Genomic DNA, 20,518 nt, shown 5'->3' with positions numbered 1-20,518 from the left:
AAGGTCGATGCCAACTCGCCTGGTGTCGTGTGTCACGAGCACATTGGCCACAATACGCGGATGGGTTTTCAGGGTACGCATAAAGGCGCGACGGGCCCGCGGCGCGCGGCCTGAAACGCGAGGCCTGAGGCTGCTGCGGGCGTGGCTGTCGGCAGAACAGCGTTCGCAGTTCGACAGCGACAGGTGTTTCGAGGTCACCGGATGCGATACCGGCAGGCGATATCGCATCCACTATGGTGTCGCGACGAATGTCCATCAACTCGACGCCAATGGCGTCCCAATCCTTGGCTGGTGTTTCGCCCCGCAAGGCCATCTTGTTCCCGCTGACGTGATGCTTGCACAGAAGATCGCCCTGGAAAACGACGAGCGCGAAGCGCTGGCTATCGCGAACAGTGCGCCGGTGAGAAGGTGAGTGGTGGCTTCGCGAACGTCTAACTGTGAACCGTAGGCTTGAGCTGAAGCAAGTTGTCGATCGCGCGCCGGGCGCCCTGGATTGCGCCGGCCCTGGTTGGAGACGTATCACTATGCTCGCTGCCGAGAAATTCAAAGTGCCACCGCCAGCCCCGCGGCACGATTGCCTGGACCAGAGAAAGCTCCACGCCTTTGTAATCCATGACATCACGACTGGGCATCGGTCATCGCTTCCCGGATCGCGGATGCTCCCTTGCGACAAGTCGATAGCATCATTGAGATCAAAGCGCGACACAGCGGGTCACGGTCTGTCTGATCCGTATGACGAGAACTATGTAAATCGCATGTTACATCGAATGACTGGAGCGTTATGCGACGGTTGATGAAATTTCTGCACACGATGGGAGCGATCGGTCTGATTGGGTCGATGGCATGTCTTGTCGTGCTGATTGCATTCACATCAGAGGCGCCCTCGATCAACAATCAGGCCCTTCTGCGCGTCGCCATGGGCGGCATCACGACCTGGATCTTTTTGCCGTCGCTCGGTCTCACGCTGGTTGCCGGCCTGCTCGCCATTGCCGTCAATCGAGCGTTTCACAGTGCCGGCTGGGCCTGGGCGAAGCTGGCGACCGGCATCCTGACGTTCGAGTGGGGGTTCACGGCTGTTCTGGGACCAATGCAGGAGCAGGCGGAACTCGGCGCGCGCTTGCTTGCTGGCCAGGTCGACGCGGTATCGCTTGCTGAGCCGCTCGGCGCCGACAGAAACTCACTGTTCGTTCTGATTGCTGTGGCAACGGTCAATGTCGTGCTGGGCGTCTGGAGGCCGCGGTTCACGAATTTGCCGGACTGACAGTACGCCATTGGCCGTCGGCCGAGACGGACGGACGCTCGAAGTGGTCGGCATTCGCCCTTAGGAACCACACAAAAGCCCGACGATTGCTCTCCAGCACGATCTATTTTGGAGAGAAGCGATGGCCGGTGACGCTCCTATCACTTGGTTGATGTTTTTTACGCTTGGCGCAGGTGTGGTTGTCGCAGCAGGATTGTTCATTGCATTCCTGCGATCGCGGCATAACCGAGAAATCGTCGCCGGTGCTCTGGGAGGCGATGGCCGGTCGAAAGGAGTGGAACCGTCCGGTGCAGGCGTGGAGTTAGGCGGATTGTCTGTGATAGCCCTGTTCGCAATGATAATGTTAGCCGTTGGCTATCGCACTCAATCCGGCACGAGAGCCGCGGAAGCGGTGACACGTCCCAATAATGAGTTGGCAGCCGAGCGAAACAAGCCTGATGCTCCGAAGCCGTATCAACCGGCCAATCCGGCTCCCGATCCGCGCACCTCGCCGACCAGTTCGACCACCGGTCAAGGGCCGAATAGCGGAGGAAGACCCGAAGGACAGCCGAAGCAATAGGGCGACACTAAGATAAGAGCCTGCGCCGATGTCTTCTGAACGCAAGCTCGTCGGAGAAGCGTCGAAGGCGAGGCGTCAGGCTTGCTCCTGGTCGTGCGCAGGCGCCTGATCTTTGCGGTCTTGATGTTCAGCGCTGCTGTCCTCTCCTAGCGACGGCGCCTCGTGATGTACAACTTCGTCTTGTTGGCGAGGTTCAGATGGCGACAGCGACGAATTGTCCTCAACGTCCGTTGTAGCGATGGGGGACGTCCGTGCACCAGTCGCCTGTTGTTTGATCCCTTCAAGCTGATTGGCGAGGAACTGATAAGCGACAAAGGGACCGAGTACGAGCGCAGCGAGCGCAACGATCAGCGCGAGACCCGGTGAGACGCTTGGCGTATTTTGCCGATCTTCGTCCAAGCGCTTTTTCAACTCATCGAGGTCCTTTTGCAATGCGTCAATGCGTTGCCCCGCTCCATCTAGTCGGCTCGACGGGCCCTTGAGCGCGTCGTCCACTTGAGCAACCAGCTTTGTTTGAGAAGCCGCTACTTCCCCTCGCAGTCCTTGTATCGCCTTGTCGTTGGTCTCCTTGCTCTCCGCGCGGAGTTTTGCCTGCTCTGAACGAAGTTCATTGATTTGCGCCTGCGCGGCTTGCACAGCCTGGTCGTTGCTTGACTTTGCATCTTGTAGCTGTCTGAGCAAATCGGATTTGAGCGCTGCTAATCTTTCGCTGTTTGCCTTTGTATCCTCGGATAGCTGCTCCAAATCGGCTTTTTCGGCCTGGGCGCTGTTGACCGACTGCTGTTCGGGCCGGGCTGCATCGCCTGGAGTTTTTGGGGGCTCACTGCGGAGCTCAGTCGGCTCGGCCGGCGCAACGTCCGGCTGCGAAACGACGGTATAGGAAAAAAGGGCTAAAATGCCGAGAATGAGGAAAGCTAATGCAATTTTTGACACAGCGAACTCCCTCCGGTCAGGCAAGGATTACGTTCGTTCAGTCACGTTAAGTGTCACGGGCTTGTAAGGTGATCTTTACATCAAGTTTGCTTTACGTCAAATCAGGAAGCGCGAGTATGGTGGGAGTGTCTGCGTTTGCTGTGCTCGATTAGTCAAAATGCGTTCCATGCTTGTCGCAGGCCGCCGCCCCTCAGTCTTTGAACAATTGTTCACTTTGTAACTTGCGTACCTGTCGATGCAGGGGTCGCCTCCAATGGATGCGATCGGAAGGATCGAAGAGGTCGAAAAGCTGGTCATCAAGCCATGCCGTTGCGGCTTACAGCTGGAATTGGTGCGGACAGTCATGTCGTCAAACTCGAGGACGGCTCGCGTTCTCAAATCTTCCCGGGCGACGTCGACAGCACCCTCGACTGGCTGCCGGAGACCGATCTCACGCTTGCGCCCGCGGGCGACGGGAGATTAAGGAAAATCTGCTTTCAGGCAATTTGAAGCTGTGGCGTTCTGCATGTTGTGAAACCACCTCGCGCGCTATCGGTGGGTAAAGATCGATTGTAGGGCGGCGAGCGTCGCAGGCGCGAATGAGCTAGTTCGCAAAAGGGCTGGCCGGGGGCTACTAAGCATGTCGCCGCCTGACCCCCATGGGCTCATCCAGCGAGAAAGCCGCCATCCACAACAACGACGGTGCCGGTCGCGTATCGTGAAGCAGGCATGCAGAGGAAAGCAACTGCGCCGGCAATGTCCTCCGGTTGTCCCCAGCGCTTGAACGCGGTGCGGTCTGCAATGCGCTGATAATGCGCAAGGTCGGTGCGGCCGGCTGCGTTGATCGCGGTTTCGATATAGCCTGGTGCGACTGCATTGACACGGATGTCTTCCTCAGCCCACTTCAAGGCCAGTGCCTTGGTCAGCATCACGACGCCGCCCTTGCTGGCGCAATAGGCGGGGATGCGTGGCAGCGCCAACGTTGCGTTCATCGAGGCAATGTTGACGATCGAGCCTTTCGTCTCTGCGAGCCGCGATCGGAACGCCATGCAGGTGCGGAACGTGCCGGTGAGATTGACGTCGACAACCTTCATGAAGGTTTCGATCTCGAACTCCTTGTCGCGCGCCAGAATTCCGGCGCAGTTGACTAGCGCGTCGACGCGCTGGTGATTCTGGGCAAACGACGTGACGGCCGCGTCATCGGTCACATCAAGCGTCGCGAGCGCAAGGCCCGCGCGCGGCTTGAGCAGGGTCCGCGCGAGATCTGTCTCGTTCGCTCCGGTTGCGGTCACTGTCGCGCCGAGGTCGCAAAATTGATTGCTGATCGCAGCGCCGATATCGCCGGCGCCGCCGATCACGACGGCATGAAAGCCGGGCGCGAGGGAGAAATTTGAACTCATCTTGAGGGTCTCACTTGAGGGAATTCGGAGGCGGAGCCGTCGATTCACGAACCACCAGCGAGAAATCGATCTCGCGGTGCATGATGGTCTGCTCGCCGGCGAGGCTCCGCACCAGGTATTCGCCGGCGCGCTGCCAGGTCTCTCCGGTTGGAACGTGGATTGTGGTGAGGCTCGGCCGCAAATGGCGGCTCCAGTCGAGGTCGTCGAAGCCGATCACTGACAGATCGCGCGGCACGGAGAAGCCGTCGCGCTCGGCCTCGAGCAGAACGCCATAGGCGATGACGTCGTTGCCGCACACCACGGCCGTCGGGCGGTCCTTGAGGCTGAGGAGATAGCGCGCCGCCTCGCGCGCATCGTCCAGCGTATAGGGCACCTCGACATGCCATTGCGCGGGAAGCTCGATGCCATTCTCGGTCAGCGCGCGGCGAAAGCCGGCGACGCGGGCGCTGGCGCGATCGTTGTTGCGCTGGAGTGCCGAGACGATCCCGATGCGGCGATGGCCGAGCTCGATCACATGCGCGGCAGCACGATGGGCAGCGGCTTCGTTGTCGGTGCCGACACAGGGGTAGGGCCGGTCAGGCTGATAGATGCCGACATTGATGAACGGAACCGCATTGTCCGCGAGCAGCTTTCGCAAGCCGTCGTGATGGCAGTCGCCGCGCAGCACGAGGCCGTCGACGCCACGGCTGATCAGATTGCGCGCCTGCTGTAGTTCGACATCGAGATCGTAGCCGCTCGTGGTGAGGAACAGCATGTATCCGACCGAGGAGAGATATTGCTGTAGCGAGGCGATGCCGCGCGCGAACATCGTGTTGTCGATCGTCGGCACGATCGCGCCGAGCGTGCGCGAGCGGCGTGACGAGAGAATGCGCGCCGGCGCGTGCGGGATGTAGCCGAGGGCGTCGATGGCCTGCTCGATGCGCGCGCGCAAGGAAGGGCTCACCGCACCTGGATTGTTGAGCGCGCGTGAGACCGAGGCCGTCGAGACGCCGGCGCGGGCCGCCACAGCGCGGATACCCTGTTTCACGGATTTGGCGTTGGTCAGTCTCATGAATGTAACGTTACATTGTGCGGTGCGAACCAACCAGTAGCGGTATTATCGAGAATTTGCCGCAGATTGCATGGCTTGTCCATTGCTTGACACAGCCGATGCGAAGTCTATTTTGTAACCGTTTTCAGATGACACTCAGACGTTTCAAAATGGTCCGCCAGCTGAAGGCGGCCAGCCGGGAGGAGAGTTCGATGAAGGCCAGGATGCTCGCGACACATGTCGCGTTGCCCGTTCTCATAATGGCCGTCAGTGCGCAGGCACACGCGGCCGATTTCGACTGGATGAAGTTCAAGGGAAAGACCGTTACCTTTCTCGCCAACAACAATCCGGTCTCGCAGGCGCTGCTGACCTACAAGGCGGATTTCGAGAAGCTGACCGGTATGACCCTGAAAGTCGACGGCTATCAGGAGCAGCAGATGCGCCAGCGTCTGGTCACGGTCATGAATGCGAACAGCGACGAGGTCGACGTGTTCATGACGTTGCCCTCGCGCGAGGGTGAGCAGTTTGCTGCTGCCGGCTGGTACGGCGATCTCACGGCGATGGCCAAGAACATGGTGGCCAAGGACTATGACCCGGACGGACTGAGCCAGGCCCTGCTGAAGGCGGCGACCTTTGGCGGCAAACTGACAAGCATGCCGATGAACATCGAAGGTCCGATCTTCTATTACCGCACCGACATCTTCAAGAAGTGTGGCCTCGAGGCGCCGAAGACGATCAAGGACGTCGAGGCTGCCGCCGAGAAGATCAAGGCTTGCGACAGTGCGGTAACGCCGTTCGTCTCGCGCGGCCTCAAGCCCGCGGTCGCCTATACCTTCAGCAACATGCTGCACAATATCGGCGGCAGCTACATCGCGAATGGCAAGTCGAACCTCTGCTCGGCCAAGGGCAAGGAGGCGCTCGATACCTATAGCCGGCTGTTGCGCGATTTCGGCCCGCCCGGCGTCGTCAACTACAGCTTCCAGCAGATTTCAGCGCTGTATCGCAGCGGCCGCGCCGCGATGGCGTTCGAATCGTCGAATGAACTGCGCACGGTGATGGAGGGCGGAGCGCGCCTGAAGGATACCGGCCTGCTGCCGTTCCCGGCGGGCGATGCCGGCCAGGTGCCGACCACGATCGGCTGGGGCATGGCGGTGTCCTCGCACAGCAAGCAGCCGGATGCGGCCTGGTACTTCGTGCAGTGGGCGACCAGCCCCGAGGTGCAGAAGAAGATGGCGCTACAGGGTATCGCCCCGCCGCGTCCGTCCGTTGCCAAGGATCCTGAGTATCGCAAGTGGATTGACGAGGAGCCGGTCCGCAAGGAATGGCAGGCCGCGCTTGACGTGCTCGCCACCAAGGGTTCCTCCGAGGTCGGCTATCCCATCGTCGCCAATCCGGAATCGCGCGAGTTCATCGGCCAGGCTGTGCAGGACCTGATCCTGAAGCAGAAGCCGATCGACCAGGCCTGCGCCGATGCCGACAAGGCGCTCGACGCGCTGATCGCCCAGAAGTAACGGCTCCATGCCGGCGGGCCTGCTGCCTGCCGGCATCCCCACTCGCGAGGAACGGTCGGATGTCTGATACGGCTGCGACGCTCACGCAGGACCGGCAGAAGCTGGAGATGGCGGCGCTCTCGGCGCCGGCGGTGATTTTCACGGTCGGGATGATCGCGTTTCCGGTCGTCTATACGATCTGGCTCGGCTTCCAGACGTTTTCCTCCACAGGTAAGCAGTCCTTCGCGGGGCTCGCCAATTATTTGAAGCTGATCTCCGACGTCGAATTCTGGCATGGGCTGTGGATCACCATTGCGCTGTTCGTGCTGTCGCTAGTGCTACAGCTCGTGTTCGGCGTCTGGCTCGCGCTGGTTCTGTTCAACGCCAAGCGCTTGCCGGGTATCGTCCGCTCGCTGTTCATCTCGCCCTTCATGATGCCGCCTGTCGTGGCCGGCATGATGTGGCTGGTGATCCTCGATCCGTCGCTGGGTGCTGCCAACTACATCCTGCAGTCGCTCGGCCTGCCGCCGTCGGACTGGCTGGCCTCGCCGACCTGGGTCATTCCGACCGTGGCGTTGATCGATAGCTGGCAGTGGACGCCCTACGTCGCCTTAATCGTGCTAGGGGGATTGCAATCGCTGCCGCCGAGCGTCTACGAGGCCGCGCAGATCGACGGCGCGTCTCCGTTCAAGACATTCCAGCGTATCACGTTACCATTGCTCCTGCCGACCATCGTCACCGCGGCGATCCTGCGCAGCGTCGATCTCCTGCGCTTCTTCGACATCATCTACATCACCACCCAGGGCGGCCCGGGCAACGCCTCGAACACGCTCAACATCTACGGCTTCAGGGTCGGCTTCGAATTCTTCAACATTGGCTATGCCAGCGCGCTGATGCTGACGCTGACGGCGATCGTGTTCGGCGCCGTGCTTGCCTTCAACCGCCTCCGCGGCGCAGTGGCGTGGTGATATCATGAACGATGCCGCCAACACCGACCGCTGGATCCGCTGGCTCAACACGCTGCAGCTGGTGCTTGCCGGCGTGGTCATCATGGCGCCGACGGTATGGATGGTGCTGTCCTCGTTCAAGCCGTCCTTCGAGGTCACCGCCTATCCGCCGACGATGATCTTCTCGCCGACGCTCGAGAACTATGTCGCGCTGACCAAGACTACGCCGTTCCTGAGCTACGCGCTCAACAGCCTCATCGTTACCGTCGGCTCGACCGCACTCGGTCTGCTGTTTGGAATTCCCGCCGCTTTCGCCGTCTCCTGGACGCGGATTTCGTGGCCGGCGATCCTGACACTCGCGGCGCGCATGGCGCCCGGCACGCTGTTCCTGCTGCCGTGGTACGTCATGTTCCGGCAAATCGGCATGATCGGTTCCTACACCGCCCTGATCCTCAGCCACGCCGTGATCACGCTACCGATCGTGATCTGGGTTTTGCTCCCGTCCTTCGACGGCATCCCCCGCAGCGTTTTCGAGGCCGCGCAGGTCGACGGATGCAGCGTCACGCGCATCCTCTGGCGCATTGCGCTGCCGTTGGTGGCGTCCGGTGTCGCGGTCTCGGCGATCCTCGCCTTCGTCTTCTCGTGGAACTACTTCCTGTTTGCGCTGGTGCTCTCCAACGGCGACACCAAGACGCTGATCGCGGCGGCCTTCAACTTCATCGGCGAAGGCTCGACGCAATGGGGCGCTCTCATGGCCGCGGCGACGCTGATCGCGTTGCCGCCGCTGGTGCTGGCCGCCCTGGTTCAGCGCTGGCTGGTGTCCGGACTGACGCTCGGCGCGGTGAAAGGCTAGGTATCCGATGAGTGAATCCACCCGTTCGAATTCGATCATGCAGGCCGCTGTCTTTCACGGCAATGACCGTATCACCATCGAGCGCGTCGCGATGCCCGACGTCGCCATTGGCGAGGTCTTGGTCCGCGTCTCCCGCACTGCGCTGTGCGGCTCGGACTTCAAGCTCTGGCACAAGGGCGCCGAGTTCACCGCGGGTCACGAGATCTTTGGCGTCGTCGAACAGTCCGGTCATCGGCTGCACGGACGCCGCTGCGCCGTGTATATTCCCTTGCACTGCGGTCACTGCGCCGCCTGCAGGCGCGGCGACACCCAGATGTGCCTGGAAGTCTCCTGCCTGATCGGCTGGAACAGGCCGGGCGGCTATGCCGAATATGTACCGGTACCGGAAAACTGCCTGCTGCCGGTGCCCGATGACATCGAGGATAGCCTCGCACCGCTTCTGCTCGATACCATCGGGACGTCAGGCCATGCCGTGCGCTTCGTTAGCCGCGTGGTGCCGGCGAACGAGGCCGGATCTGTTCTTGTCATGGGCGCGGGACCTGTCGGTCTCGGCGTCGTGCTGGCGCTCCGCGCGCTCGGCTATGACGACATCTACGTCGCCGATCCCAACGCGGGGCGCCTCAAGATCGCGCAATCGTTCGGCGCGAAGGCACACCCCGTCGGCAATACCTCAAAGCGCTTCGCTCTCATCATGGAATGCTCCGGCGCACATGCGGCGCGCAACCTCGGCATCGAGCTGGTCCTGCCGCGCGGCGCGCTGGTGCTGGTCGGCGAGAACGCCGCGCCCTGGACCATCGAAGAAGGCAAGGTCTTCCGCCGCAAGGATTTCTACATGATCCGGACCTTCTATTTTCCGGTCTCAGATTTCGAACCGAATGTCGAGCTTCTGCGCAGGTACAAGGATGAGTACCGCCTTCTGGTCGACGACGAGTTCGGCCTCTCGGCTCTGCCGGAAAATTTTGCCCGCTTCGCCAAGGGCGAATTGATCAAGCCTGTGCTGGCGCTGGACTGAGCGATCATGGCCTCGATCTCGATCCGCAACCTCACTAAACGCTACGGCAATTTTACCGTGATCCCTGATCTCAATTTGGAGATCGCTGACCACGAGTTCGTCGTGTTCGTCGGCCCGTCCGGCTGCGGCAAGTCGACCTTGCTGCGGATCATCGCGGGCCTCGAGCCGATTTCTTCGGGCGATCTCTATATCGGCGACAAGCGCGTCAACGGCGTGCAGGCCGCGCGGCGCGACATCGCGATGGTGTTCCAGGATTACGCGCTCTATCCGCACATGCGCGTCTACGATAACATGTCGTTTGCGCTGGAGTTGCGAGGCACGCCCAAGGCAGAGATCGACGCGCGAGTGAAGCGCGCTGCGGCACTGCTGCACATCGAGCCTTACCTGGACCGTAAACCAAAGGAGCTGTCCGGCGGCCAGCGCCAGCGTGTCGCAATGGGACGCGCGATTGTGCGCAATCCCAAGGCGTTTCTGTTCGACGAGCCGCTGTCCAATCTCGACGCCAAATTGCGCGGGCAGGTCCGCGCCGAGATCAAGGCGCTGTCGCAGGAGCTGAAGACCACCATGGTCTTTGTCACCCACGACCAGATTGAGGCCATGACCATGGCCGACCGGATCGTCGTGCTCCAGAGCGGCACCATCCAGCAATATGACACGCCGGAAACGGTCTACGAACGGCCCGCCAACCAGTTCGTCGCGGGCTTCATCGGCTCGCCCGCGATGAACTTCTTTCCGGTCGAATGGCACGAGGAGCGCGCGGTCCTTTCGCAAGGTGGAACGGTGGTGCCGCTGGACGGTGAGACCACAGGCCGCCTGAGCAAGGCCGGCAACGCCGTGCTGGGCATTCGCCCCGAACATTTTGCCGTCGCGACCGATGCCGCCGATGGCATCGCCATCAACGTCAAGCTGGTCGAGCCGCTTGGTTCGGATACGCTGATCCACTTCGATCTCGCTAGCGCCTCCGCGATCGCGCGGGTTGATCCGGCACTCCGGCCGAAGGTCGGCGATCGCATCAATCTGCGCCCGCAGCCGGGCAAGACGCATCTCTTCGACTCCGCCAGCGGACAGGTCTTGCGGTGAACGCGTCGGTCGACATCGGCGCTCTATCGGCGCTGGCCGACGTCGCGTCCAGGGCGAGGCCGGTGCACGTGATCTGCCTCGGCCTGTCCGCGCTCGACCAGGTCTGGCGCGTCGATCGGCCATTCGCGGGTGGAAGCGAGAAAATTAGGGCGGTGGAGTACGGCACGCTCGGCGGCGGTATGGCGGCCAACGCCGCCGTCGCGGTTGCAAAGCTCGGCGCGTCCGTCGCGTTCTGGGGGCGGGCAGGCAACGATGCAGCCGGCCAGGAGATGAAATCGGCCTTCGTCTCCGAAGGCGTTGATGTCGAGAATTTCCGGCTGTTTCCCGATGGCCGCTCGTCTGTGTCCGGGATCATCGTCGACAGCTCCGGCGAACGCCAGATCGTGAACTTCCGCGGCCTCTATCCCGAAGCCGCCAACTGGCTTCCGCTCGAGGCCGTCGCGCTCGCATCTTCCGTGCTGGCCGATCCGCGCTGGGTCGAGGGTGCGGCAACATTGTTCCGCGAAGCGCGCTCGCGCGGTATCCCAACGGTGCTCGACGGCGACATGGCTGACGCAGAGGTGTTCAAGCGACTGCTGCCGTTGACCGACCACGCGATCTTCTCCGAGCCCGCGCTCACCGCCTTTGCCGGCTCGGCCGACGATAACTCCCTCGCGGCGCTCGCGCGCTTCGGATGCCGCGTCATCGCCGTCACGCGCGGCGAGGGGGGCGTGAGCTGGTACGAGAACGGCCAGCTGCAGCGGCAGACCGCCTATGCCGTCGACGTCGTCGACACCACGGGCGCGGGCGACGTCTTCCACGGCGCCTATGCGCTTGCGCTCGGCGCCGGTCTCGACGTGCGCGCCTCCATGGCGTTTTCGGCAGCCACGGCCGCCATGAAATGCCGCCACGCCGGCGGTCGCAACGGAATCCCCACCATCAACGAGTGTCTTGCATTCATGAGGACGAAGCCATGAGAACGATTGGAAAGACCCGCGGCCTGGCACGGCTTGCTGACGCGGATGGCCATTTTCGCATGGTCGCGCTGGACCAGCGGCCCCCTTTGTTCGATGCCATCGCGAAGGCAAAAGGTATCGCGCGCGAGCAGGTCGAATATTCCGACGTCACTGCGGCCAAGCGCCTCCTTGTCGAGAACCTCGCGCCGCATTGCAGCTCGATGCTGTTCGACCCTAATTTTGCCGTGCCGGCCGCGATCGATCTGCTGCCGCCGCGCTGCGGCCTGATCATGACGCTGGAAGAGCATCGCGTGGAGGAAACCGCGGGTGGCCGTAAGTCGCGCGCGATCACGAACTGGAGCGTGGAGAAGATCCGCGCCATGGGCGGCGACGCCGTGAAGGTACTGGCCTGGTACCGGCCGGACGCCGATGCGGCGGTGAACGAGCATCAGAAGAGGTTCGTGCGCGAGATCGGTGAGGACTGCGCCCGCCACGACATTCCCTATGTCCTCGAGCTGCTGGTCTATCCGTTTCTCGGCAACGCAAATCACACCGCTGACTACGTGGAATCGCCGGGCAAGCTCCCAAGTCTCGTCATCGACAGCGTGCGCGAGTTCGTCAAGCCAGAGTACAGCGTCGATCTCCTCAAGCTGGAGAGCCCGCTTGCGGCCAACAGCCTGCCGGCCCGTGACGGCAGCGCAGAAGCCAAGGCCGCGCAGAGGGAGTTCGATGCGATCGGGGAGATCTGCCGCGGCCGCAACATTCCCTGGGTGCTGCTGTCGGGCGGCGCCGCGCCGGAGAAGTTCGAACGTGTGCTTGACTACTCCTACGCTGCGGGCGCAAGCGGCTTCCTCGCGGGCCGCACCATCTGGCTCGATGCCGTCCTGAAGTATTTCCCGGACCGCGCGGCGGTAGCGGCCAGCCTCCGCAAGGATGGCCTCAACGTACTCGAACGGCTCAGCGAACTGACCTCGGCCAAAGGCGCGCCGTGGAAGGCGCGCTACCCAGTCTTCACCGATATCAAACAGGAGGGTGACTTCGCGCGCGCTTACTGAAATGGTAGCGGCTCCTCGTCATCTCGCAGGATCTGCCGTATGACTGACAGCTTCACCATCCGTTCGATCGAGGCGTTCTGCTATCGCTATCCGCTGGCGACGCCGGTGGTGACGTCGTTCGGCAAGATGCTCAACCGTCCCGCTGTGTTCGTCCGCGTGATCGACGAAGACGACGTCGAGGGATGGGGGGAGGCCTGGTCCAACTTCCCGGCACCGGGCGCGGAGCATCGCGCCCGGCTGGTTAACGAAGTGCTCGCGCCGGGTCTCGTCGGTCGCAAATTCGACAGTCCCACTACGGCCTTCGAGACCCTGACCAAGGGCACCGAAGTGCTCGCACTTCAATGCGGCGAGCCCGGTCCGTTCGCGCAGGCAATCGCAGGCATCGATCTCGCGCTGTGGGACCTCTTTGCGCGGCGGCAGCAATTGCCGCTGTGGCGGCTGGTCGGCGGCCAGTCGAGCCGGATCAAGGTCTATGCCAGTGGCATCAATCCCGGTGGCGCCGCCCAAACGGCCGAAGCCGCGCTCAAGCGTGGTCATCGCGCGCTGAAACTGAAGGTCGGGTTCGGTGCAGAGACCGATCTCGCCAATCTCTCCGCGCTGCGCGCCATCGTCGGTGCGGGCATGCTCGCCACCGATGCTAACCAGGGTTGGTCCGTCGATCAGGCACTAGAGATGCTGCCACGCCTCGCCGCATTCGATCTACGCTGGCTGGAAGAGCCGATCCGAGCCGACCGGCCGCGCGAGGAATGGTGCAGGTTGCGCGCGGACGCGAAGATGCCGATTGCCGCTGGCGAGAACATCTCCAGCGTCGAGGACTTCAAGGAAGTGTTGGCCGAAGACGTGCTCGGCGTCGTCCAGCCCGACATCGCCAAATGGGGTGGGTTCAGCGCTTGCACCGCCCTAGCGCGCGACATTCTGAAATCGGGCAAGACGTTCTGTCCGCATTATCTCGGCGGCGGTATCGGGCTGCTCGCCTCGGCGCATCTGCTCGCGGGCGTGGGCGGTGACGGCTGGCTCGAGGTTGACGCTAACGAGAATCCGTTGCGCGATCTGTTCTGCGGTTCGGTCGAGAAGGTACAAGAAGGCGCTGTCTTGCTGAGCGAAGAGCCCGGGCTCGGAATAGTGCCTGATCTCTCAGCTATCACTAGTCACCGCAGCGTATAAGTGCGGGGCGCGGGGCGGAGTCGTCAGATGGCTCCACTCTCACGCTGTGGCGAATGAAAATGAGCCTCGCTTCTTATCGATTGCTCCGACTAGCTAGGTCGACTTTCGTTGGATCAGAGCGAGAGTTCTAGTGTTCCAAATTGGTTAGAAATCGCTCGATCGGGCGCCAATCTCCGGCGATGGCTGGAGGGCGGTCCGCAGAGCGTCCACCTAGCCCCAACAGGACCCGACCGCCTTTAGGCAGAAGGCAATCTCGCCATCGATCCAACTACGATCTCCATTTCAGGAGTTGCCGTAAGATCCTTGATAGCGGCCTTCACGGAACGCCTTCAGCGTCTCTTCTTCGCGTAAGACCTGGGCTTGCACCGCTTCGAGCAGGCTTGTGGCAGTCGCCGCTGGAAACGACACCACGCCGTCCTCATCGCCGACGACGATGTCGCCGGGTGAAATCACGCAGCCTCCGACCGAAACCGGCACGTTGATTTCACCGGGGCCATTTTTGTACGGCCCGCGGTGGATCACCGCGCGCGCGAAGCAGGGAAAGTCCGACGTTGCAAAAGCCGCGACATCGCGGATCGCGCCATCGATAACATAGCCTTCCGCCTTACGCCATTGTGCGATGTTCTTCATGATCTCGCCGACCAGTGCGCGGGTCTCGTCGCCGCCGCCGTCAACCACGATGACATCACCAGGCCCGACCAGCTCAAGCGCCCGGTGGACTGCGAGATTGTCGCCCGGTCGTGTGCGTACGGTGAAGGCAGTGCCAACCAGCTTGCCGCCGCGATGAAACGGACGCAACCCGACCGATTCCGGCAGCCGGCCGAGGTTGTCAGAGATTACGGATGTCGGCGTGCTTCGAAAGCCTTCGATCAAACTTGCCGGAGGCTTCGGCACGAGCGTTGTAGCGATGGTGACGGTCATATGATCCGATCCTTCGATGTTTGCCCAGGCGTTCCGTGCACGTCATGGCGCAGCGTGACCAATGGGCATTCGCTTCTTCGCAAGAGCGTGCATTACAACCCGGCAAGCACGATAAAAAGTGCGCACGATCGTGCTGTGTGACTTGCCACTCTCCACGGACCTTCTGCAGACTTAATGTCTCGCCTACGTACGAGGGCGATTCCACCCGCGGAATTGATCTCCAAACCCCTCGCAGCCAGATGCCGTTACCGCTACTGTATCCTCGAGTTTGATGTACCCTCTGGTGGGATGCTTTAATGCCGTTTCGATTGAAATCACCATTCCAGACTCTAGCGGCCGATCCTCATCATATCCGTGATAAGGTACAGGACCCGTACTGGTCAGGCGCGGACCTTCATGGCTGACGAGTCCCATCCCGTGAGCCAGAAACTCCAGGTGAAGCTTATGCGGTGAATTATGGACCATCTCATTTGCGACAGCGAATATGTCGCCACCACGCGCGCCTGGTCTGATCGGCTTGCGCGCCTCGGATTGAATGTGATCGATCAAACCAAGTAGATCGACCAATTCGGTGTCAGGCTCGCCGAGGAGTCCCATTCGACAGAGGTCACCGATATAGCCGTGATAATTGCCGGCTGAATCCAGCGACAGAATGTCACCAGCTTGCAGCTTTTGATCTGATGGCGCTCGGTTGAGGTCACGCCCCGCCGTGATGAGACAATATTCGAACTTCAGGCCACGATTGACCTCCTCGCGCCGAAGCGCTTCGACCAAGTCGTTCTTGGTCATTCCCGGAGCAGAATGTTCAAAAACGGCTGCCATCGACTGCACGACCCGCTCAGAGGCCTCTCGTAGAAGGTTGAGCTCTGAGGGGCTCTTGATGAGGCGTAGTCGCTCGAGCACAAAAGTCGCTTCCGCTAGGCGACAACCCGCGAGGCTGTCCTGCAACACTTGTCCACCATCCATGGGCAAGAAGGACTTTTCGACTCCGACGGTTGAAGACGATTCACCGATCTTCTTGATGTGCTCAACTGCGAGTCGGACCGCGTCTGTGCTGCTCCATGTTGTAGTGTGCACCGTCGGCGGCCAGAATTTTCCAAGGTCCTTCTCAAAAGTCTCAAGAGCCGCGGCGAAGTACGCCGAGTTCTCGGGCCGACCCTTTTGATAGATGAACACCGGTAAGTAGCGGCTCTCAGCGACCGCATCCATGTAATCAAAGAAAAAGAAGCGATACCCACCAAGCAGGTATTGCACATTGTGCTTGGATGTCACCATCAAGATATCGATTCCGGCCTCATCCAGAAGCCTGTCCAGGCGCGCCTCATCAAACGGCAAAAGTCGGCGGGTGAATGTTTGCGTGGCGCTCACTGACAAATTCCCTTGTTATGGCTTGGGTTGAGACACGTTGGCGAAGGCTGCCGCGACCGCCTTGCGGCCGCCGCAAGTTCTAATAAGCCGCGTCGCTTCGGTCTCCCGAAGTTGTATCGTTGCTATTCGGCAGGCCCACGAATGCCAAAGCGCATGCGACCACCCGCTTAGCGAGAAGCTAGTCATGATCTCGGCGGCTTTCATGCCGCCCTCCGCCGGCTCGACGCACACAGCCGCCGACGGTGCCATTCCGTGCTGCTGTCTGCAAATCTGCGTTGCCTCGTTGTGTGACCTCCACCGTCTTAAAGGTCTCTCGTCGCCCTCTGGTAACTGGCCGAAGGCGAACTGGAGCCAGTCCACCCAATTGCGGTTCCTGCGCGACCTGAAACGATCGACGCACTTCTTGGAACAAAGCGGGGTTCGCCACGAGTAGTGCCGAGCAAGGCCAAACTTGCCATCACAAACGGCGCATCGCGCGGCTCTACAAGATCTCGGGTTTTCGGAGTAATTTGGCATGTTGCTCTCCTCGCGGAGCGCTTCGCTCGTCGAGGGCGATGGTCAGCGGATCGAACGTTCTCACACGGCGCTGCCGAGCGGCGACGGCATCCCGTAGGAGCGCGACCAATAAACGAGGGGTCGCTCGACGCCCGACACGATCTCATCCACGCGTCCGATTAGGAGCACGTGCGAGGCGATCGGCTGCGCATCCATGAGCTCGCAGTCGAACGCTGCCACCACGCCTTCCAGATAACGTGGCGGATCACCAGGTGCGCCCGTCCAGCGGGCCGCAGCGAGATCGTAGGGGCGCCCTGTCCGTGGTCGCCCCGAAAAGCGCTCGGAATGCTCCACCTGTTCGGCCGAGAGCACGTTGATCGTAAAGCGGCGATGCGTGTGCATCGCCTTGCAAAGGGGACTAGTCCCCTTGATAGAAACCAGCACTATCGGGGGATCCGCCGAGACCGAGATGAACGTGCCGACCGTAAGCGCCAGTCGGTCGGCGGGGGCTCCCGCCACGACCACAGCTACGCTTAGCGGCACACGGCTCATTGCCGACACGAATTGTTCGCGCAGGAAGTCGGAGCGGCTAGGGGCGGGCGGTAATGCAAGTGTTGTCATGACGGAAGCGACCTTCGGAAAGATTGTAGTGGTACCGTCAGCGCGGCACCTTCGGTTGGGTCACTAAAGAGTCGGGTTGTCGATCGGCAGGCCGAGCACAACACGGCCATGCGTTGTTGCGCTTACATCCCAATTTTGGGTGATATGCCGGTTCGCAGCGCTCATGTCGCAGTAATAGCGGGAGAGGGGATTGCGGTCATAGATCGCTCCTCCGCCCGCAGCATCCCAAACGATGTTAACCGCGCGCGTCGCGAGCTGTCCGGCAAAGGTCGCTTCCGCCCTGCAACGCGCCCGCTCCTCGTCAGTGGGTAAATTGCCGGACTCGAGGATCTCCGTCATCTGGTCGCACGCGCCGTAAATGAGAAGACGGGCCGCCCTTATGCAGGCGAGCGCCTCCGCCACCTTCACGTGTTGCGTACTAAAATCGGAGACCGGTCGCGATGAGGCGCGCGAGATCCGACCCCGTGTCTGGTCGAGAAAAGTCTCCACCGCGCCCTCGGCAATGCCGAGGGAGGAGCTCCCGATAAAAACGCCAAACATACAATAGAGAGGAGCGCGCAGATTTATTGGCTCACCCGCGTAATGCGCCCCGCGGGCTCGCATGGATTCGATGGTTGTTGTGCGGTGCTCCGGCACAAAAACCTCATTCAACACCACGTCGTGGCTGGCTGAGCCCTTCAGGCCCATGGCGTACCAAGTGTCGAGAATCTGATAGTCGCTCCGCGGAACGAGGAAGTGCCGGTCCTCTTCTTTGCCGTCCGGCCCCGGCGTGAAAGCGGTGAACAGCGACCAGTCGGCAAGACTTACGCCGCTGACGAAGGGCCAGCGGCCCGACAGCACATAACCACCGTCGACCCGGCGGGCTCGTCCGATGTTGGGAATGAGGATGCCCGATAGCAACGCCGCCGGGTTGTTCCGCCAGACGTCTTCCTGCGCCTCCAATGGCCACCGGCACATCATGGAATTGTGAGAAATGTTCTGCACCACCGCCCAGGCGGTCGATCCGCAGGCCTTCCCCAGAGCGATCATAACGTCAACTGCCGTGCGAAACGGCGCGTCGGCCCCGCCAAATCGGGCGGGTTGGAAGAGCCGATGGACTCCAGTTCGCTGGATGTCCTGCCGGGTCGCTTCCGGCGGTTGGCGCAGCGTCTCGGTTTCTGCCGCACGCTCACGCAAGATAGGCGCAAGCTCGCGAGCTCGCTTCACGAGTTCTTCTGGCGTTCCCACGGGTTCAATGGCGGGCAAAACTTCGTCTCTGACGGCGGCTTGGGTTTTCAAGGGCGCTTCTCCGGTTGGGGCTTTTCTGGAACGTGTGTTATATAAAACATACGTTACATAAAACTAATTTGCAAGCCCTCCGTTCACCGCGCTGGTTTGGGGTGGCGCCTCGAAAACGCGATCTTTTCGATGCGTTTTCTAAAATAAACGTTGGAAATGAAGGGGATTGATATAGATTAGACGTTTGAACTGAGGGAAGAGATGCCGAAGCTCGGAATGGAAGCGATCCGCCGGCGGCAAGTGATGGATGCGGTCATCCACATCCTGTCGACCCAGGGCTGGCGTGACCTCACCATCAGAGAGGTGAGCGACGTCGCAGGCATTTCGTCGGGCGTCGTCACTCACTATTTTAGCAACAAGCGCGCCTTGACGCTGGATGCTATCAACGACGCTATTCTCCAGTACGTCAAAGCCCTCGGAAAGATCGAGCACCGACGAGGCGCTGTCGTGGGCCGGCTGATAGCCCTCATCGACTTCGTCAGCCAGCCCGCGCCCCCCGAAGTCCCGGATTGTCGGTTTTGGCTCGGCTTGCTGGGCCGGATGCCGTTCGATCGGGTACTGCAGGCCGAGGTGCAGAAGGTTCACCGGCTTTATGCGGAGATCGTAGCGCGGCTGATCGAAGCCGGCATCGAAGAGCGCGAGTTCCAACCCGATCGCACACCTGGGGACATTGCGGTGAAATTCGTCAGCGCCGCTGTCGGGATGTCCGCGCTTATGGTTGCCGATCCGCAGGATATGCCACCCGAGCGGTGTCGTCGGCTGCTGCTCGACCTGCTGGGCCAGGATCTCGGCGTGACCCTCGAGGAGATGCCGGCAGCACGGGCTCAGCTGGCCTCAAAGCTAGCCTAGTCTTGGCCTTGATGTGTTCGTCAAGGCAGGGGGCCCACAAATCAAAACGGAGCGCGAGCGTTGACCGTCATCCACCCTCAAGGCTTCAAGGGCAAGCGCGTGCAGAGCCAAGAGCTGATCAGCAGCGCACAAAACCTCATCGTGGCGCTGAAGGAGCGGTCAGACGAAGCCGAGCGAATTCGCTGCCTGCCCGATGAGACCTGTCTGGACCTGCGCCGTTTGGGGTTGTCGCGGCTGATTCAGCCGGAGCATTTCGGCGGTGCGGAGGGATCGCTTGAGCACTTTGTGGATGTCATGATCCCGATCGCCAGCGGCTGCCCCTCAACCGCCTGGTGTCTGGCCCAATACATCTTCCACAACTATATGATCGCCCGGTGGCCTCTGCAGGCACAGGAGGAAGTCTGGAGCGATCCAAATAACCTCGTGAGCGGCATTCTCGTCCCGCGGCTCGGCAAGGCCCGGCAGGTCGCGGGGGGCTATGAACTGACCGGCGAATGGCCCTTCGTCAGCGGCGTACAGCCGTCCGACTGGTGCCTGCTATCCGGAATGGTGGAGCAGGATGCGGCTCCTGACGAGGAGCGTTATTTCCTCGTTCCAAGTCGCTCGGTCACCATACTCGATACGTGGTACCCCATCGGTCTGCACGGCTCGGGAAGCCAGGACGTGCGGGTCGACAATCTTTTTGTCCCCGAGCATCTCAGCTTGTCGATCAAGTACCTGAAGGGTGGCGACTTTCCCGGGAAGGCGATCAATCGCAGCGCGGTCTACCGCCCGCCTATCTACATGGTCAGCGGCATTTTGCTCGCCGCAGCGCTGATCGGTATGACACAAGCGATGTTCGAGAACTTCCTTCTGCAGTCGCGCCACCGCAGGGCGCTGATGAGTAGCGAGGAGACGGCGAGCTTCGCTACCCATCAGGTACGGGTGGCGGAGGTGTCGTCTTCGCTGCAGGCCGCCGAGATGCTCATTCGGGCCGATTGCCGAGAGATCATGGAGTTTGCCTCCGCCGACTATGCGCCGACGCCAGTTGAGCGATCGAACTATCGCTGCAATTCGGCGTATGCCGGACAGCTCGCGCGGCGCGCGGCGGAAACGCTATGGGATCTCATCGGAGCGCGGGGAGCCTACGCGACCAACCTGATCGCCCGACTTTACCGCGACATCGCCGTCGCGTCGCGCCACGCTGCGATGAATTGGGAGATCAATGCGACCGAACACGGGCGCGCCCGGCTGAGACTGCCGCTCACAAACCCGTCGCTGTAGCCGCAAAAACAATTTTCCTTCGAGG

The 20,518-nt window shown here is 61.4% G+C and carries 20 protein-coding genes; 13 read left to right on the top strand and 7 right to left on the bottom strand.

Annotated features, from left to right (window positions below):
- The first annotated feature begins 7 nt into the window (after positions 1-7).
- The 3 genes from JQ586_RS12340 (at position 8) to JQ586_RS12330 (ending at position 1,820) form a co-directional block, all read left to right on the top strand.
- Entirely contained in the window at positions 8-412 is a 405-nt protein-coding gene (locus JQ586_RS12340) for a hypothetical protein (RefSeq protein WP_249147508.1), read from the top strand.
- A 369-nt stretch (positions 413-781) separates the two neighbouring features.
- Positions 782-1,261, top strand: a complete 480-nt coding sequence (locus JQ586_RS12335) for a hypothetical protein (protein WP_212394834.1) — start codon at positions 782-784, stop codon at positions 1,259-1,261.
- 121 nt (positions 1,262-1,382) lie between these two features.
- On the top strand, positions 1,383-1,820 hold the full coding sequence (locus tag JQ586_RS12330) for a hypothetical protein (RefSeq protein WP_212394833.1): 438 nt from the start codon (positions 1,383-1,385) through the stop codon (positions 1,818-1,820).
- A gap of 75 nt (positions 1,821-1,895) precedes the next feature.
- On the opposite strand, the gene JQ586_RS12325 is transcribed toward JQ586_RS12330, so the two are convergent.
- From JQ586_RS12325 to JQ586_RS12315, 3 genes are all read right to left on the bottom strand, one after another.
- Positions 1,896-2,753 carry a hypothetical protein gene (locus tag JQ586_RS12325; RefSeq protein ID WP_212394832.1) on the bottom strand — a complete coding sequence of 286 codons (858 nt, stop codon included), beginning with the start codon at positions 2,751-2,753 and terminating at the stop codon, positions 1,896-1,898.
- A 644-nt stretch (positions 2,754-3,397) separates the two neighbouring features.
- Positions 3,398-4,132: an SDR family NAD(P)-dependent oxidoreductase gene (locus JQ586_RS12320; protein ID WP_212394831.1), complete on the bottom strand. Its 735-nt coding sequence runs from the start codon at positions 4,130-4,132 to the stop codon at positions 3,398-3,400.
- A 10-nt stretch (positions 4,133-4,142) separates the two neighbouring features.
- Positions 4,143-5,183, bottom strand: a complete 1,041-nt coding sequence (locus JQ586_RS12315; protein ID WP_212394830.1) for a LacI family DNA-binding transcriptional regulator — start codon at positions 5,181-5,183, stop codon at positions 4,143-4,145.
- Between the two features lie 239 nt (positions 5,184-5,422).
- Here JQ586_RS12315 and JQ586_RS12310 point away from each other — a divergent pair, with 239 nt between their 5' ends.
- The 8 genes from JQ586_RS12310 to JQ586_RS12275 are packed head-to-tail and all read left to right on the top strand — an operon-like array spanning position 5,423 to position 13,698.
- On the top strand, positions 5,423-6,673 hold the full coding sequence (locus JQ586_RS12310; protein WP_409410978.1) for an extracellular solute-binding protein: 1,251 nt from the start codon (positions 5,423-5,425) through the stop codon (positions 6,671-6,673).
- Between the two features lie 59 nt (positions 6,674-6,732).
- Positions 6,733-7,620, top strand: coding sequence for a carbohydrate ABC transporter permease (locus JQ586_RS12305; protein WP_212394828.1), 888 nt, complete (start codon positions 6,733-6,735; stop codon positions 7,618-7,620).
- A gap of 4 nt (positions 7,621-7,624) precedes the next feature.
- On the top strand, positions 7,625-8,452 hold the full coding sequence (locus tag JQ586_RS12300; RefSeq protein WP_212394827.1) for a carbohydrate ABC transporter permease: 828 nt from the start codon (positions 7,625-7,627) through the stop codon (positions 8,450-8,452).
- Between the two features lie 7 nt (positions 8,453-8,459).
- Positions 8,460-9,464, top strand: a complete 1,005-nt coding sequence (locus JQ586_RS12295) for a zinc-binding dehydrogenase (RefSeq protein WP_212394826.1) — start codon at positions 8,460-8,462, stop codon at positions 9,462-9,464.
- Between the two features lie 6 nt (positions 9,465-9,470).
- Entirely contained in the window at positions 9,471-10,544 is a 1,074-nt protein-coding gene (locus tag JQ586_RS12290; protein ID WP_212394825.1) for an ABC transporter ATP-binding protein, read from the top strand.
- Positions 10,541-11,500: a sugar kinase gene (locus JQ586_RS12285; RefSeq protein ID WP_212394824.1), complete on the top strand. Its 960-nt coding sequence runs from the start codon at positions 10,541-10,543 to the stop codon at positions 11,498-11,500. The genes JQ586_RS12290 and JQ586_RS12285 overlap by 4 nt, the downstream gene beginning before the upstream one ends.
- Positions 11,497-12,534 carry a tagatose 1,6-diphosphate aldolase gene (locus tag JQ586_RS12280; protein WP_212394823.1) on the top strand — a complete coding sequence of 346 codons (1,038 nt, stop codon included), beginning with the start codon at positions 11,497-11,499 and terminating at the stop codon, positions 12,532-12,534. Before JQ586_RS12285 ends, JQ586_RS12280 begins: the two co-directional genes overlap by 4 nt.
- Before the next feature lie 39 nt (positions 12,535-12,573).
- Positions 12,574-13,698 carry a mandelate racemase/muconate lactonizing enzyme family protein gene (locus tag JQ586_RS12275; protein ID WP_212394822.1) on the top strand — a complete coding sequence of 375 codons (1,125 nt, stop codon included), beginning with the start codon at positions 12,574-12,576 and terminating at the stop codon, positions 13,696-13,698.
- Positions 13,699-13,980: 282 nt separating this feature from the next.
- Here JQ586_RS12275 and JQ586_RS12270 read toward each other — a convergent pair whose 3' ends face one another.
- The 4 genes from JQ586_RS12270 to JQ586_RS12255 form a co-directional block, all read right to left on the bottom strand.
- Positions 13,981-14,619, bottom strand: a complete 639-nt coding sequence (locus JQ586_RS12270; RefSeq protein WP_212394821.1) for an RraA family protein — start codon at positions 14,617-14,619, stop codon at positions 13,981-13,983.
- A 183-nt stretch (positions 14,620-14,802) separates the two neighbouring features.
- Positions 14,803-15,987 (bottom strand): Xaa-Pro peptidase family protein, encoded by a 1,185-nt coding sequence (locus tag JQ586_RS12265; RefSeq protein WP_312016958.1) that lies wholly within the window; start codon positions 15,985-15,987, stop codon positions 14,803-14,805.
- 576 nt (positions 15,988-16,563) lie between these two features.
- A complete protein-coding gene (locus JQ586_RS12260; protein ID WP_212394819.1) occupies positions 16,564-17,103 on the bottom strand; it encodes a flavin reductase family protein in 540 nt (179 codons plus the stop codon).
- Positions 17,104-17,166: 63 nt separating this feature from the next.
- Positions 17,167-18,381, bottom strand: a complete 1,215-nt coding sequence (locus JQ586_RS12255) for an acyl-CoA dehydrogenase family protein (RefSeq protein ID WP_212394818.1) — start codon at positions 18,379-18,381, stop codon at positions 17,167-17,169.
- A 201-nt stretch (positions 18,382-18,582) separates the two neighbouring features.
- Between JQ586_RS12255 and JQ586_RS12250 the strand changes: the two genes are divergently transcribed.
- Together JQ586_RS12250 and JQ586_RS12245 are read left to right on the top strand one after the other, a co-directional pair.
- A complete protein-coding gene (locus tag JQ586_RS12250) occupies positions 18,583-19,230 on the top strand; it encodes a TetR family transcriptional regulator (protein ID WP_212394817.1) in 648 nt (215 codons plus the stop codon).
- Between the two features lie 60 nt (positions 19,231-19,290).
- A complete protein-coding gene (locus JQ586_RS12245; protein ID WP_212394816.1) occupies positions 19,291-20,493 on the top strand; it encodes a hypothetical protein in 1,203 nt (400 codons plus the stop codon).
- Positions 20,494-20,518: the final 25 nt, after the last annotated feature.

Origin of the sequence: Bradyrhizobium jicamae (genome assembly GCF_018130215.1) — a bacterium.
Taxonomy (GTDB): domain Bacteria; phylum Pseudomonadota; class Alphaproteobacteria; order Rhizobiales; family Xanthobacteraceae; genus Bradyrhizobium; species Bradyrhizobium jicamae_A.
This window is presented reverse-complemented; position numbering and strand designations above follow the sequence as displayed.